Genomic DNA, 16,603 nt, shown 5'->3' with positions numbered 1-16,603 from the left:
GTCCGTCATACCGGCGAAAGCCGGTATCCAGGCGGGGCGCGGGGTTCGCGGATGGATTCCGGCTTTCGCCGGAATGACGATTTTCGGGTGAAGCGAGTGACGCAATGAGTGGGGCCGAGCAAACCGCAGCGATGCCGAACGAACTCGAACTCTCCGTCGTGCTGCCGTGCCTCAACGAGGCGCTGACGGTCGGGCCGTGCGTGCGCCTCGCCGTCGAGACGATCCGCAGGCTCGGCATCGCGGGCGAAGTGGTGGTAGCGGACAATGGCTCCACCGACGACTCGGTCGCGATCGCGGAACGCGAAGGCGCGCGGGTCGTGCATGAGACGCGGCCCGGCTACGGCAGCGCGTTGATGGGCGGCATCGAGGCCGCACGTGGCCGCTACATCATCATGGCCGACGCCGACCAGTCGTACGATCTCGGCGATCTCGAACGCTTCGTGCTGAAGTTGCGCGAGGGCTACGATCTGGTGATGGGCAATCGCCTGCGCGGACGGATTGAACCGGGTGCGATGCCGTGGCTGCATCGCTGGATTGGTAACCCGCTACTGTCGGGACTGCTCGGCCTGCTGTTTCGCCCCGGCGTCTCCGACGCGCACTGCGGCATGCGCGGCTTCAGCAAAGACGGCTATCGCCGCATGCAGTTGCGCACGACGGGAATGGAGTTCGCGTCCGAGATGGTGATCAAGGCGGCATTCGCCGGGCTGCGCATGACCGAGATTCCGATCACGTTGCATCGCGACCAGCGCGATCGGCCGCCGCACTTGCGCTCGTTCCGCGACGGCTGGCGGCATTTGCGTTTCATGTTGCTGTTCTCGCCAACCTATCTGTTTCTCGTTCCCGGGCTGGCCGCGATGCTCATCGGATTGCTGACGCAGCTGGCTTTGGTGCGCGGGCCGCAATCGCTCTTGGGCTTGCGGTTCGACGTGCACTACATGGTCGTGGGCAGCTTGCTCACGCTACTCGGCTTTCAAACCATCGCCACCGGCTTCTTCGCCAAGGCGTACTCGCACGCGGCGCGACTCTACGCACCCGATCGCACGCTGAATTGGATCAGCCGCTACTTCAACCTCGAACGCGGCTTGATCGTGGGGGCGGTCGTGCTGCTGCTCGGGTTGATCATCAACGCAACGATCTTGGTCGATTGGCTGCGCAGCGGCATGGGCGAGCTCAACGCCGTACGGCCGGCGCTGCTGGCGTCGACGCTGATGGGTCTCGGCGTGGAGATCATCTTCTCGTCATTCTTCCTCAGCATGCTGGCGATCGATCGCCGGATCGATTGAGTCTGCCGCGAGTCGATATGGACCCCGTGTCCGCCACGACACCGAGTGACGACACGCAGTCGTTGCTAGGCGTGCGCCTCATTCTGAGTGGGATCGGCGTCTCGCTGTGGTGGTGGGGCGTCGCGAATTGGCCACGTCTACCGACTCCATACGGCATCGGCTTCTGGGCGTGGGCCGTCAGTTTCATCGTATTGCTCGCAGCGTGGGCACCACCACCGCAATGGCGCCGGCTCCACATGACGGCGACCGGGTGGATCGCTCTCGCCATTCTGATCGTCGCAGCGATCCCGCGATTCTATCGCGTCACCGACATTCCCTATGCGATCCACTTCGACGAGAACAACGCCTTCCCCGCTCTCGAAGCGATGCGCACCGGCACCGCTGAGAACATTTTCAGCCGCATCGATCGCTACTCGACCGGCAACCCCGGCCTCGCCGTCGCGCTGCAGTGGTTGCTCGGCTTCGTGTCGCCCAACTGGTTCAGCGCGACGCGCTACAGTTGTGCGGCCTGGGGCGTGTTGTCGATCGCCACAACCTACGCGCTGGGGCGTCGACTGAGCGGCCCGGCCATCGCCATCGCGACAAGTTTGGCGCTGACGGTCTCGCATTGGCATCTGGTTGCGTCGCGCTTCAGCCAATCGCTCAGCGCGGCGTTCGGCGCGTCGCTGATCTGGTGGCTGCTGGTGCGCGCATGCGACAGTGGACGGATTTCCGACGCGATCATTGCCGGCATCGCGGCGGGGCTGGCCTTGCAACTCTACGACCCGATCAAGGTCGTCTTGGTGACCGTTCTGGTGTGGTGGCTGTGGCACGCGACGGTGACCCGCGGGTTTGCACGACGTACGACGCTCATGATCGTGGTCTCGGGCGCGGTGGCCAGCATGGTGTTGATACCGATGCTCCGAACGGACAGTGGCCTCGGGTATCTAGACCGTGCGCAGGAGATCACCGCACTTGGTCCCGCGTTCCGTGCCGCGCTAGTCGCCCGCTACGGCTCGCTCCAACAAGCATTGCTCCATCAGCTTGAGCAGCTCGCGCGCATCGTGATCGGTGGTGCCGAAATGGCCGCGAACCACAACGACACAGAACCATTGGTGGACACCTGCGAGCTGATCGCCGCAGCGTTGGGAGTGTTGGTGTGCGCCGCACACGCACGCGATTGGCGCTTCACGATCGCGCCGCTGTGGCTAGTGTTGACACTGGTCGCGGTGGCACTCTCTTCGGTGCCCGAGGCCTCGTATCGTCTCGCCGTCGCGCTGCCGGCGTTGGCGATCCTGATCGGACTGGGAGTGGGCACTCCCCTCAACTGGCTACGCCGCCGACTGCCGCGCGCCGTCGGATTCGCGCTGACCGCAGTCTGCACACTCGGCTTCTTCGGCTACGACGCGTGGATCGGCGGCGCCCGCACGCTGCACTACTTGACCGACATGAACCACGCGCACGAGGTCGACACGATCGCGCGCACGATCGCCGCGGGTCCGACCACGCCGGTGTACTATGTCGAGAGCGGGCCGGCGATCGTCGGCAATCATACGTTTCAGGCACTGACCCACACACACAGCGTCGTCAACATACCCAACCTCGTCGATCAGGTTCCGCGAGTGGTGGACGTGAATCGACCGGCGGTCTTCGTTATTCCGTACTGGTCGCAAGAATACAGCGTCGCGCATGTGCAGCGCGTGTATCCTGCAGGCGTGCCACATCCTCTCACCGAGCCCAGCGGGTCAGTGAAAGGCTGGAGTCTCGCCGTCGACGCTCCCACGAGTTCGCAACATGCGGATCGAACGAGTGCGGCCTGCGGTCTCCGTCGCACCGGGTGCGCAGGCGCCGAAGCCGTGATTGACGCCTACCTTGCCTTCTTCGATCTCAACTCGCTCTGCGATCCGCACCCCCCACAGCGCATCGAGTGGCACGGCACGCTCATAGTCCCGGACGGTGTGCCCACCGAAGTTCAGCTCGCTCAGGCGTTCACGACGGCATCGCTAACGATCGACGGCGCGGCAGTCGGTTCGCCGCTGCGCGTAGTGCCTGGTCCGCACGCCATCGGCATCAGCGCGGAGATCCGCAAAGGGCCACCCGCGACGCTGGTACTGTCGTGGCGTGGTGCCGACCAGACGGAACGCCCCATTCCTTGCGAAGCATTGCGACCGACGCCGCAAGGATGAGCCTGGTAGCGCGAACGCGAGTGTCTAGGTAGCGATGCCAGACCTGATGGGACAAGCCAACGACCGTGAGAGAGGGCGGCCAATGACGTTTTGGACCAGCCGCGCTCTGCTGGGCGCCCTCCTAGTCGCCTCGCTGGCCGTGCGCGCCCGCCATCTCGCCACGCCGTTGGTGGAGGAACACCCGTTTCGACAGGCACAGACCGCCATCACAGTGTGGGCGATGGTCGACAACGGCATCCGCCTGTTCAACTACGAGACCCCCATCTTCGGTCCGCCGTGGCAGGTACCATTCGAGTTCCCCATCTTTCAAGCCGCCGCCGCACTGTTGGTGAAGGCGGGCGCCGAGAGCATCGACGCCGCGTGCCGGGCGACGAACTTGTTCTTCTTCTATCTCTCCGCCGGTTTTCTGTACGCATTGTGCCGGCGCCACTTCGAAGAGTGGGCCGCCAGCGCCTGCATCCTGATGGCCTATGTATGGATGCCCTTCACCATCTTCTGGAGCCGCACCGCGATGATCGACTATGCGTCGGTAACCTTCACGCTGGCGTACCTCTACTACCTCGAGGGGTGGGTGCTAAATCGCGGCGCGCGCCTCTACCTGATTGCGGCAACCGGTTTTGGATTCCTCAGCCTATTGACGAAGCCGACCACGACACCGATTGTCGCCGTCGCAATTGGGTGGGCTGTCGTGCGCCGCCTAGGAGATGACCTGCGCGGTGCGTCCACTGCGCGTGACCGGTTGCGCCGCGTGCTGACGTCTGGCCTCGGACTCGGCGTCGCTGGTCTTCTTCCACTCATGGCGGTCTACGCATGGACCACCTTCGCTGACCGCGTGAAGGCGGCGTCGCCGGCAACCAGTTGGCTCGTGTCGGGCAGCCTTGGGTTGTGGACCTACGGGACGTGGGAGCAGCGAACGCAATGGGAGGCGTGGCAGACCGTCTGGCTGCGCATGTGGGACAACTTTGCCCCAGAATATTTCGTGGTGTTTCCCCTCTTCGGCTTGGTTTGGGCGATGACCAGCGGGCGAACTGGGCGCAGCTTTGTGCTGACGATGCTGCTCGGCGGGGTCCTCACGCAAGCAACCTTCTTCAATCTCTACTTCCTTCACACCTACTACCAGATGGCGATTTCGCCGACGGCCGCAATCCTGGTTGGGGTCGGTCTCTATGCGTTGTGTGTCGAGTCCGTACACAACCAAATCGCCCGCTGGGTCATTCCGTTGCTGTTGCTCCGGATTTTGTACGGCCAAGGCAGCATCTTGGCGGCGCCCTTCGGTCTGACCTACGAGGGCGCCCCGGCTTACCGAATCGGCAAGGTTCTGCAGGAAGCAACCACGCCCGACGAGCGGGTGATCGTCGAAGGACGCGATTGGTCGGCCGACTTCCTCTACTATGCCCGGCGACGAGGGTTGATGATGCGGGGGAGCATCGCGGATGTAAACCCAGCGGAACTCGGCCCCTGGTTGAAGGCCAATCAGTTTACCACCGTGCTGTCGAACCTCGATCCACCGCCGGTGGTGAGGTTCTGGAATCACAATCGCCTAGTGGCCGAGGCCGATACCTTTCGAATCTACAAGGTGTGGGACTAGCGATTGCGATCTGCGTAGAACGCGGGGTGCCACTCTGGTCATCACCGCGGGCCACGAGGAGACAGAGTGGTCGGCTGATGCATCGCCGCCGCCCGTACTAGTCGCTTCGTGAGTTCCTCAGCGATCGTTTCGGATGCCTGCTTGACCGTGTCGTCGGTGCGATCACCATGAACGAACCGGTCCCAGCACGGATGAATGGAGTGGTGTGAATGAGGGTCAAGCCCCCACTGTTGCTCCAGGTTGCCCAGCCATCCGTACTGTCGCCATAGGAATACGACTGACCCGAGGTCACGTCGAGGAAGATTCGCCACTTCGAAGGGCTGACGCGCAAGAGGACCGGTCCCTCCGCTCCGCTGTTACTTGCGATCCAACCGGCCCAGTCCGCAGACTGATGCTGGCGTTCATAATTCCGAAGACGTTTTCGCAGGCAAGCAAGGAGTTGTACTCGAACGCGACCCAGTATTTGCCATTGTAGTGCATGAGCGAGTCGGCGATCGTACTCAATGACGTACCGACGCCTCCCGGACCGGGAAACTTTGCGATTGGAGCAGAGCATCCCGCGGGCAGCGTGAAGTTCGTCGCATCGGTGGTTTCGTAGATGTAGAGATCGTTGGGGTCGCCGTGGTTGAACGTAGAGAAGTAGAGCGGTTGGGTCCAGGTTGGCCGGGGAGTAGCGGTCGGGGTTCGAGTCGGCGTTGGCGTTGACGTGTTTGAAGGTGTCAGCGTGCCCGTTGGGGTGTTCGTCGGCGTCGGCGTCGCGGGGCAAGAAGCCCTGTTGATCGTGATGCCGTACTCCGAACCAAGGCAGCCAATCGCCGCGCACCGATCCGCGTCAGATAGCACCGTGTCCCACTGGACAGCTTGCGCAATGTCCCCCCTGAAAAAATGCGAGGTCGCGATGTTGGCGTATCCCAGATGAGCGGTCTCGGTATGCGAAAAGGTTCGGACGCTGGTGTTGATCCCGTCAGCGGCACCGTCGAGGTAGAATCTGACGGTGGTTCCGTCGTAGGTCACGGTCACAACATGAAAGGCCGTGGTGGCAATCGCCGTGGCACTCGAACCGAGACCTTGCAAGAATGTTCGAGACAGTAACTGCGTTCCCCCCGGAGCGATGCTGAAGTCGCGGCCGTCGTAGGAGTCGGCAAGGATCGACATGGTCTGGCTCAGGTCCGCGGGCCGCACGACCGCAATGAACGTAAAGGTCTGCGTCGACCGCGGAAGCGCGAGGTCAAAGGCGCCACCACCGTGGACATCAAAGCGCACGACCGGCAGACCGTTGATAACGGCGGTCTGGTAGGTCGGAGGCGTGCGGCCGACCACGGTCGCTGTGTTGAGGCTGCCGCTGCTGTCGGCCCATGTTGTCATCGTGCCGCCGTTGCTGGCGCTGATCGAATCGGCGGTCCACCAGCCAGTGTTGGCACCCCAAGGATTGTTCGGCATCGTCGAACAGATGGCCGCAAGCAGGCTGCGGGGCAGAACCAGCAGCGTCAGCACGAAGGCAGTGAGCAGTAGTCGGCGCGTCGTCATTCTCCTCAGTTGCACACCCAGGTGTGAAGCGACGTCCGGGCAAGTCTTCCTTAGACGTCGCGGCATGCTGCACTTAAACTCCCGTTGCGGCTCCGGCTGTCTGTCAGACCCACTGCGTTGCTGTCAAGAAACGTCCTCAAGCAATTCTCGCCTGCACAGTTTGCGTTGCCGACGTCCAGTGAGCCGTGTAAGAGCGCCGTAGTCATGAACGTGACCAACGCGCCCGCTAGTGCGGGCACGGGCCGGCGCCACGCGTCGCGATGGACCGCATGGCTCCTCGATGCCACCCGACGCGTGAGTGCACTGGCGTGCCTGGCTAGTGCGTATCAGTTCGCCGTCACGTTGTTCGATCCGCGCTGGCTCGCTGCAACAGCGATCACTGCGGCGATCGCCAACACTGGCGCCCGGTGGTGGGCCGACACATCGCAACCGCCGACACCTTTGACGTGGCCCAGCCGCTGGCGATTCTGTGGCTGGCTGTTGCCTGGCTGGTTGCTCATGGCCGGCGCCGCTGCGGGAAAAGCGACGCACCAGTCTCCGCGGCTAGTCCTCGTCGTCTGGCTCATCGGATTGGCGTGGGTGCTCGGAGGCGCGTGGCTCTCGGCCGGCGTGCCGACGGGGCGACGCGCCACGGCCGGCGTCTGGATTACTGGCATCGTGATCGTCACATTCGCCGCGGCGATCCGGTTGTGGTCGATCGATACCGTTCCGCGCGACATCCACTGCGACGAGGGGACGATCCCCATGACGGCCCGTGCACTGTGGGCGAAGCCCGACCTTGATTGGTTCGCGCCGCCCGCGCGCGCCGGCGCGTACGCGATGATGCAACTGCACTTCTCTCTCGCGGCGCTCGGCACACTGCCGCTCGGATTCAACCTCGTCGGCGCCCGCATGTCCGATGTCGTGTTGGGCATCTTGTCGATCGCCTTGCTCTTCGACGGGGTCCGGCGCGTCACCAATCTGCGCGTGGCTGCCGTGAGTGCGACACTGCTCGCTGCGAACCACTGCCACGTTGCCTTCTCGCGTATCGCCTCGGGCTACATCCAGAGCGCGTTTGTGGTGTCGCTCGCCTTTGCGGTGCTGAGCCGCGTGTGGACCGCGCCCACGATCTTCAATGCCGTGCTGCTCGGGATCGTGATGGCGCTGGGGGTGCAAACGTACTCCGCCTCGGTGATGTCGCTGCCGTTGCTGTTCGCGGCGCTCGGGCTGGTGATGCTGCTGCATCCGAGTCGACGACGCGCGTTGCTCGTCCCGCTCAGCTTGTTCGTCGTCACCTTGATCACGGCCGCCGCCCCGTTCGGCGTCGCGTTGTGGCAACAGGGCGATGAGATGATGGCGCGCTCGCGCGAGATCAATATTTTCAGCCCGGCGATGATGGGCGGCCTCAAGAGCGGCGTCTACCACACCGAGTCGACTGCGGCGGTCGTTGCGTATCAAGCCTGGAACGCGATCCGCGGCTTCCATATCGGACACGACGCGCAGCCGCAGTACGGCATCGACGTGCCAATGGCCGACGTCTACACGGCCGCACTCATGATCCCGGGCGCTGTGTTGGTCGTGCGCGGGTTGCGAGAGTTCGTCGCCATCAACGCACTGGTCTTCACGTCCGGCTATCTGCTGCTCGGCCTTGGGCTGCAATATGCGCCCGGCTTCAATCGCACGACCGGAGCGCTGCCGCTGGGGATGGTGGTGCCGGCGATCGCCGTCGTGCAAAGCGCCGCGACTTTTTGGGCCGGACGTTGGCGCTGGTGTGGCTGGGCGCGTGATCTCACCCTCGCCGCTGTCGTCGTGTTGTGCGTCGCCGCGAACCTACAGATCTATTTCGTCGGCTACGGACGCGGGTGGCTATTCGGCGATGTCGGATCGGAAGCCGGCTGGGTCGCCCGCCAGTATGCGTCGCAGTACACCATCCATCTGCCCAGCTTCCCGCAACCGGGGCCGGAAGGACTGCGCATGATCATCGCCGATCTGCCGATCACGTTGCCGCCCAACCCCGATGCGCTGACCAACGTCAATCTGACGGAGCCGACGGGAGCCGATCTGTTCGTCGTGCGATCCGAGGACAAGGCGGCACGCGAGGCATTGCTCACGCGCTTTCCGGACGCGCGCTTGCAGGAGTACCGCCGCCACCCGGTGCACGGGCCAACACTATTCCTGATCTTCGTCGGTCAGCCGCGCACAAAAGGTGATCTCACCGCAGAGACGCCGAGTCGCAGAGAGGAGGGCTGAACGAGACGAGAGAAGAAATCCAAAACATACGCAAACGCAAAGTCACAAGGGCGCAAACGTGCAACACGAGTATGTGACGAGAGGCCATTTCTCTGAAGGGCGTTACGGTGGCGTTCGCTCATGCAGAGTCGTCGGACCAAAGCCCCTTGCGTCCTTGCGCCTTGGCGACTTTGCGTTGAATTCTTTTCCTTGGATTGAAGTTCACTGTCTCTACGGGTTCCTCACGATCCACCAAGCCCCGACCAACCCGCTCGCAGGAGCTGAGATGTGTCGGCCGTCAGAAATCGTTGCGGTCGATCACATCAATCACCAGCGTGGTGTTGTTGTTGGAGGCGTCGGTGTCACCGCCGGGGCCGGTCGCTGTCAGCGTCGCCGTGCAGCGCGCTGGTGACTTCGCGTTCGCCGTCGCGAACCCACTCGCAGTGATCGTCAACGGCAGTGTCCCGCGCTTCGTCCTACCCCCGTCGAGCGTTGCGACATTGGTTGTCCCGTCCATTCGCGGTAGCCCCACGGTACCGACTGGACAGTCCCCGTCGCTCGCGGTCACCGTGATCGCATCCCCCACATCCCGCGGCAAGATGTCCGCATTGACCACCGTCGGCAGCGCGGAACGGGTCGCACTCGCCCGACCGCGGGCGATCGTCACCAATATCGGCAGCACACTCTTGATCACGCTCTCGTGCTGCACGCTCTGCTCCGGATCGTTCCTATCGATCACGTTCAGCTCGATCGACAGTACGTTGTTACCCGGCGTCGGGTCGACGTTACCCGGCACCACAGTGCTGGCGCTCAGGAGCAGTGTGCAGCGATGCGGCGCCACGTGATTGAAGGTGGTGAAACTGCCTTGGCTCACATGCACCGGCACGCGCGCCACCTTCGTCGCCCCACCCGCGACCACTATTGCATCTTGCCCTCCGGGTGCCGCAGCATCGAAGTCGGGCAAGCCAGCCACGGTTCCCGTCGGACACGTCCCATCGCCGGCGCTAAGCTGAATCACATGTCCCCGCACCTCGGTAGTCGGGAGCACATCAGCGTTGCGCACCGTCACGGTCAGCAGGACGTCCCGGGAGGTTTGCCCTAGCGGAATCGTTACCGCCAGCGGTCCGCGCGCCACCACCACCGAGTCGTGGGTTGGCACTGCGGTGGGCGTGGCGGTTGGGACGGCGGTCACCGTCTGAGTCAGCGTACTCGTCGGGGTCAAACGCGTCGATGTCACGGACGGTGTCACTGTCACCGTCCGAGTCGGCGTAATCGTCGGCGTCAAACGCGTCGATGTCACAGTCGGTGTCGCTGTCGGCGGCTGCGTGGGCCCGGCGTTTCCAAACGGGTCTTTGTAGATGAGCACGCGCGACCAGTTCTGGTCTGAGGCGTACAGGTTGCCGTTCTTGTCAAAGAACCAGCTGCCGTCCGGATAACTGGTCATGTCGCCCAAGGCCAATTGTGGGACTTGATCCTCCAAGGGGCTGAGCCACAGCATCGGGAAGCGTGACGTGGCGTAAGGATTGTGCCCCGCGATCATGTAGCCGCGCGGATGCATGGTCGGCTTGAATGGGCTGATGTACGGATCGCTGGCGGCGTATTGACCGTTCACGTCGAACGCGCCGCCGGTTCCAAACACATGCGTCGCGTTCGGGCCAAGGATCGCCTGCGATGCGGGAGCAAGCACGGCGGCATCAAATTCGAGCAAGCGTTTGTTGGTGCCACCCTCGCCACCGTTGTCGGCAACGTACAAGTTCCCATCGGGATCGACAGTCGCGCCATAGGGAAGGCAGAACGTATTCGCATCGGGTGCACCAGCACCACGATTGCATTGAGTTGCGGTGGGATCGTCTTGCCCCAAGAGCGCGTCGACCTCGGGTGCGCCTGGTCCATTCAGATTGGCAATGCGAAAGATGCGGCTATTGTATCGATCGGCCACCCACACCGCATTCCCAGATCGCTCAAACGAGAAGTCGATCATGTCGCCTGCTGCAGCCGCTACGGTCGTCCCAGGGACGCCGCGGACCGGGTAACCGGAAAACCCGTTCCCGGCAGAGAGCTGTAGTGTTCGCACCGGCGTCGATGGCTGCGCACACCGTCCTCCAGCGCCACCGCTCTGCGAGCCACACAACGGATAGGCAAACGCCAGCAGCTCGGTGACTCCTCCAGACTGCTTCGTCACCCACAACACGCCACCGGACACTTGCGGAAACGTAAAGGAGTGCTGATTGAAATTGCTCCCATCATCCAGGGCCGCCGCGCCGAAGACGTCATCCGCCGCCTGCCCGTTGCCCAGAGTGCTGACGCCAGCATCGTTCCAGATCAGGAGCCGATACGTGTCAGCGACGACGAGTTGATCGCCCGAGAGCAGGGTGGGATCACTCAACAAGGCGACCCCGCGGGCAGAAGTGAATGCGTCCGCACTAAAGCCCCCGCCGCCAAGCGAGCCGATCTGAGTGAACACACCTGGGGCAGTGTCGCTTGCTACCACGGTGGGGAGGGCGGGAAGACCCGCGCGCCTGATGCGTCGCAGGCCCGAGTAAATGTCGATGAAGAAGAGGTTGCCGCCGCCATCAACGTCCACACCCCGCAAAGGCCCGGCAGTCTTCAGCACGCGATTGAGCGGATGCCCAGTGCTGACATCGAGCAACTCCAGGCATGCATCGCCCCCGTACCGAACCCACAGATTCGGGCTCTGGCTGTCCATCGTGATCTCGACCGGCCGGCTGTCGCAGATTTCTGGAGGTGTTCCGGGAAACTGCGTCGGCCGCAGCAGAGGCAACGCCGTCCCCGCCATGCCGGTCGCGAAGTCCCCCGTCTGCGAAGGCGTGAACGCCACGATTCGCGCGGCCCCGTCCTCATCATAGTCCGCGACGTAGAGAATGCGCCGAGGTTTATCGAAGGCAACATCTAACGGAAAGGCCAGTTGATCGAGCCCACGCCCGGCACCGCCGCGCGTCGCCGCAGTACAGCTCGCTTGCCCAAGAACCACGTCTGCCGCCTTGGCATGCTGTCCAGCGGTAACGCCACTGCACACCGCGCTGCCGCTACGCGGACACTTCGGAAATCGGAGCACGCGAGCGTTCTGCGAATCGGCGATCCACAGGTTGCCTTCGTCATCGATAGCAACACCGGCGTGCGGGGCGCCCCCCTCCAGACACAGCGTCGTGCAGTCAGCAGCGCGCCCCTTGTTGCATTGGTTGCCGGCAAAATCGTCCTGGCCCCAGACCGTATCCGCCACGTTGTCGGTGGTAAACGGATCATCATACTTGACCACGCGGTTGTTGAACGTGTCGGGGACGTACAAGGCGCCGCTGCCATCGAGGTCCATCATCGAGCCGAAGATGACCTCCGCTATACTGATCTGGAGTGGGGGAACGAGACACAAGGAAGCGGCACTCGCCGCGGCGCGAGCGGGAAAGAGCTGCCCGGTGCCGTCGCCGTTGCAGGCGGACTTATCGACGAGTGCATCCTGACCGAGCACGATCGTCGGCGTGAGATTCGGATAGTCCAGCGCGCAAGCCGCCCCGCCACAATCCGCGTCGGTAGTACACATCTGTCCGGTTCCACAGTGACCGATATGGTCAACACCGAGAATTCGATTGTGGTTCGAATCGACGATGAAGATGTGACTGGGTGCACCAGTTGGCCGCTTGTCGACCAGCACGCCACTCGGCAGCTCCAATCCCTGACCGGTCGTCTTCAAGAGGGAGTTTTGCCCGAAGTCCGGCTTGCCCAGCACCACGTCCGCCCACAAATCGCCTGCCAATCCCCGCACGGGTCCGGTGGCCAACTGAGCACTCACACAGTTGGACAATTGCTCCCCGGCCGGGGTCGCGGCTCGCACGCGGTAGAAGTATGTGGTTGCAGGCCTCAGCCAACCGGTCCTTGAGCCGAAGGGGCAGGCGTCTTCAGGAAAGAACCGGCACCGATCATCCGGCGGTGCTCCAGTGTCACCGAATGCAGTGATCGACCGAGAGAGTGCGTACTCGGTGGGGCCATGCTCGCCAAGGCGCCAGTATGCCGCAGGTGAGTCCGCCAGTATCGCTGCGCGATACGTCGCCGACTGCGCGCCGTTGTAATGCGCTTGGATGCGGTTCGCAGCCAGCACGTGACTATAGATCGCTACCTCGTCAATGGCCCCGTCGAAGGGATAGAGCGGGCCAGTTCCATTCTTCGTTCCAATCCCAACCGGGTCGGGGCTTCGAATCGGCAAGGTCAGGCTCACTCGCGTTCCTTGGCTGACCCCGTTCAGCCACAGCTCTACAGTGCCACCTGGAGCATGTGTCAGGACGACGTGGTACCATGTGTTCGTCGTAAGGGAGACCGGCCATACCTGAGTGTCATAGCCGCCATTGGCCGTGAAGTACCGAATCTGCACACCACCAGCGATGTCGAGAGCGTAGTTGGCGTTGAAGTTGGTTTGCTTACCGATGACGGTCGCGTATCCGGGAAACGATCGCGAATTGACCCACGCCTCCAGCGTCAGTCCGGTGGCCTTGTAAGTAATGTCGATGCTTGGGTTGTTCCCACCGTCGACGAACCCTGTCGATCCGTCAAAGAGTACCGCCGTGTTGCCGTCGCCGGTCACCCCGCCCGAGACACCCTGTGTAAGCCCACCTTGATAGATGCCGTTGTTGACCCCAACCTCGTCAACGGCAGTATTCGTCGCGGCCGGAAAATCACAGATCGTGTCGCGTTCCAGGACGTAGCCCGTCGCGCCGACTACCGCGTCCCATGCGATCGGGATCTCGAAGGTGGTCCCCACGCCGGTGCCGGCGTCGAGCACTCGCGCCCCAAAGTCGCCTCGACACTGTGTAGGATCGCAGCCGCGAGCAGGGGGCGGCGACACAAACAGCACTACTGTCAGCGCGCAAATGGTTGCGGCCGTGGTGCTACTTCGTGGTCTCCTCAAGCCTCCGGCCGCACGCATGATGTCAAGTATTGTAGGATTCAGCTATCACCGATCGTGGCTCTCTCACAAGGAAAAATGTTGGAATCCAAAATCTGCTGCTCTCGTGGTACCACCAAGCGCAGTAGGCCCTCCCACCCGCAACACTCACCCACGCCCTCTCCCGCATGTAATGCAGGAGAGGAAATCTCGACTCCGGATGCTGTGCGGGCTTCCTCGACGAATTGGTGGATCACTAATTGCCGTCGAATTGCACCAGGCATTGCGCATCGACGATGGCGAGCCGATAGAACGGGACCAACTCGAACTCCTCGCGTCCGGGGCGCCGCCACGACAGCCGCGCGGTGGGTTCGAGGATGCGTGAATTGAATCGGCCGCTCATCGACATGGAATGCGATCCGCCACTCAACGCGAGCGGCGTCGCCACGCCACCTGGCACCGGCTTGCCATCGATGACCGCATTGACCTGCCCTTCATAAGACTCGGGCAAGAACCAGTACTCGCCGGCTGTGTCGATGCTGAACTTGCCGGCCCACGTGGCATCGATCCAACGGCCGTCTTGCTCATGATGCGACACGGCTTCGCGCACCGCGCCCAGCCACGTCGTGGTGTCGATGAACGGAACGACCTGCTCGATGGTCTGGATGACAGCGCCGTTTTCACCCCGCAAGATGAAACGCGCCCGCACGCCGGTGCAGCGTACGGCGCGATACACCGGCGAGTGCATCGCCGCGGGTGGTGCGGTGAGCGCACCGTAAGCCATGCGCACATGACCCTCTGGCCCGAGGCGCGGTTCGAGACGAAGGCCGGGCAGGATGGATTCAAGATAACCGGCGACATCCATGACGGTCTTCGGCGTCGAGATGATCAACATGACTTCGCCGTGCTCCCCGCCCAACTGATGGAACATCTCACCGACATCCCACGTCGCGATGCCACTGACATCGGGGCCACGCAGCCATGAGGCATCGTTGTCCATGAACACGACGAAGCCGCCGTTGGGTAGGAGACCAACGACACGCCGGCCATGCGCGTTCTCGCGGAGCCAATCGGACAAGTAGGCAAGGTCGCTGCGGTAGTCTTGCCGAGTGATCGGCGAGGTCCACAGCTTGTACAAGAGATCGCCGTTCCAGTACGCCCCGTATGCGACGCCGATCGCGAGCAGTCCCCCAATCACCAGATACCCGATGCGCCCAAAGCTGCGTCGCACGCCGGCGACGGCCGCACCCGCGCCCACGGCCGCGAGCGTGTAGACGTAAGTGATCGTCGCCTGCACGCGGAGTACGTCGAGATTGCTGGTGGCGATGGCGGTGCCGAAGAACGTAATCGCGAAGCCCGCCAACACCAAGCCGTAGAACCCGCGCCACCACATCACCGCGCCGTAAGCGACGCCGAGCAGCATCAAGCCGCCGGTGAGCGGATCGACCTGCGGACGGCCGTCGGGGCTATGGGTGCGGTTCGCGTCGCCCTCCGTATAGAAAAGCGCAACCGCTTCGGCGGTGCGGACCCAGCGTTTGCGCAACATCCCCGACAGCGGTTCTCCCGGCGTGTAGTACTCGGTGTTGCCGTGCGCGCGGTTCCAACCGTTGAAATATTCGAAGGCGAAGTGATCCCCCAATTTGAACACCACCGTCAGGAAGATCCCCGCCATCAGACTCGCGACCAACGCGGTGGCAATCGTCGCCCTCGGCCACTGACGCGATCCTTTCTGAGATCCTGGCTGAGATCCTGGCCGAGATTCTGTCGGCGATGCTGGCCGCGATTCCGATCGCGCTAGGTTGGCAATGAATGCGCCCGCTAAGGCCAGTCCGGCGAGCGGCCGGAACGCGATGTAGGTCAGCGTCGAGTACCCGGCGAGCAAGCCGATCCACGGATACGCCGCCCAATTGCCACGCGCCGCCGGACCTGCCAGCAGCGCGAAGCAACACATCGCGACGAATCCGTCGGGATGGCCGGGGATGCGGTTCACGACAGAGTCCCACCCCGACACGGCGAGCAACGCGGTGCCGACCATCGCTCCAGCGGGACCGGCAAGGGCGCGAAACCAAAAATAGGCGGGCAGCACTTTGAGCAGATTGATGGCGGCGAACGCCTCGCGCACCGCTTGCAATGTTGGACCGCCGAGCCAGATGCCGAGTCCTGATATTGCCGCCTGCGCCGCGAACTCCCAGCGCTCGCGTACGCCGGCAACAAACTGCGCGCCGAACATGCCGGCTTGCAGCTCTTCGACCTGCGACACTTCATCGCGCGGCGGAAAGTTCTCGAAGTTGCCCAGCTTGTAGGCCGTCGCCAGCGCGCAGATGAGCACCAGCGCGATCCATTCCCAACGCCGCAGGCGATCGCGCGCAGTGGTCAGCGGTGTTTGTGCCACGCGAAAGCCGAGGCTCATCACCGCGGCAGCTATCACCCAGGTGATGCATGAGCGATCGAAGTTCGGCACCCACTCGATTGCGAGGCGGCGTGACGCATCGAACCATAGTGCGGCGCCGAGCAGCACGATCGCCGCACCGCCAACGCGGCGCATCGCTTGTGGGTGCAAACCCCAGAGCCGTCCACTCGCTTGCCGCCAGTCCGTGATCGGCAACCGCCATTGCCACAGCGGCGCGACCACCAGCGCCGCCAACATCAGCCACCATCCGGTCGGGCGCCACTCGGGATCGGCGAACTTCCACTGCGCCGCGGTCACGAGCCCGATCGTCACCACGCACGCCAGCCCGCGCGCGATTCCGCCGCGCGTCATTCCGGGTTCTTGATCCTCAGTGGTCCGCTCCCCCGCCGTCATCCCAGCGGCAGCTTTGCCATTCCGATCCGCGCAGGGCAAGGAAAGACGCCGTCGGTATTCGGCGTTGGGAAGCACTGACCGCAGATTTGGCCAGGCGCCGCAAGTAAGATATCGTCCAACGCGATGACACTGCGGAGA

Annotated in this window: 7 protein-coding genes; 4 read left to right on the top strand and 3 right to left on the bottom strand. The window is 63.3% G+C overall.

The window, feature by feature from the left end; translation table 11 throughout:
• Positions 1–104: 104 nt before the first annotated feature.
• The 3 genes from HYR72_26405 to HYR72_26395 all read left to right on the top strand — a co-directional run bounded on the left by HYR72_26405 (position 105) and on the right by HYR72_26395 (position 5,036).
• On the top strand, positions 105–1,283 hold the full coding sequence (locus HYR72_26405) for a glycosyltransferase family 2 protein (protein MBI1818532.1): 1,179 nt from the start codon (positions 105–107) through the stop codon (positions 1,281–1,283).
• A gap of 17 nt (positions 1,284–1,300) precedes the next feature.
• Positions 1,301–3,448 (top strand): glycosyltransferase family 39 protein, encoded by a 2,148-nt coding sequence (locus HYR72_26400; GenBank protein MBI1818531.1) that lies wholly within the window; start codon positions 1,301–1,303, stop codon positions 3,446–3,448.
• Between the two features lie 82 nt (positions 3,449–3,530).
• Positions 3,531–5,036: a glycosyltransferase family 39 protein gene (locus tag HYR72_26395; GenBank protein ID MBI1818530.1), complete on the top strand. Its 1,506-nt coding sequence runs from the start codon at positions 3,531–3,533 to the stop codon at positions 5,034–5,036.
• 288 nt (positions 5,037–5,324) lie between these two features.
• Here HYR72_26395 and HYR72_26390 read toward each other — a convergent pair whose 3' ends face one another.
• On the bottom strand, positions 5,325–6,563 hold the full coding sequence (locus HYR72_26390) for a LamG domain-containing protein (protein ID MBI1818529.1): 1,239 nt from the start codon (positions 6,561–6,563) through the stop codon (positions 5,325–5,327).
• Between the two features lie 204 nt (positions 6,564–6,767).
• Here HYR72_26390 and HYR72_26385 point away from each other — a divergent pair, with 204 nt between their 5' ends.
• On the top strand, positions 6,768–8,792 hold the full coding sequence (locus HYR72_26385) for a glycosyltransferase family 39 protein (GenBank protein MBI1818528.1): 2,025 nt from the start codon (positions 6,768–6,770) through the stop codon (positions 8,790–8,792).
• Between the two features lie 277 nt (positions 8,793–9,069).
• Here HYR72_26385 and HYR72_26380 read toward each other — a convergent pair whose 3' ends face one another.
• Both HYR72_26380 and HYR72_26375 read right to left on the bottom strand, forming a co-directional pair.
• Positions 9,070–13,560, bottom strand: a complete 4,491-nt coding sequence (locus tag HYR72_26380) for a hypothetical protein (GenBank protein MBI1818527.1) — start codon at positions 13,558–13,560, stop codon at positions 9,070–9,072.
• Positions 13,561–13,918: 358 nt separating this feature from the next.
• Complete coding sequence (locus HYR72_26375; GenBank protein ID MBI1818526.1) at positions 13,919–16,423, bottom strand: hypothetical protein; 2,505 nt, start codon at positions 16,421–16,423, stop codon at positions 13,919–13,921.
• Positions 16,424–16,603: the final 180 nt, after the last annotated feature.

It is taken from the genome of Deltaproteobacteria bacterium (genome assembly GCA_016178705.1).
In the GTDB taxonomy this organism is placed as follows: domain Bacteria; phylum Desulfobacterota; class Binatia; order HRBIN30; family JACQVA1; genus JACOST01.
This window is presented reverse-complemented; position numbering and strand designations above follow the sequence as displayed.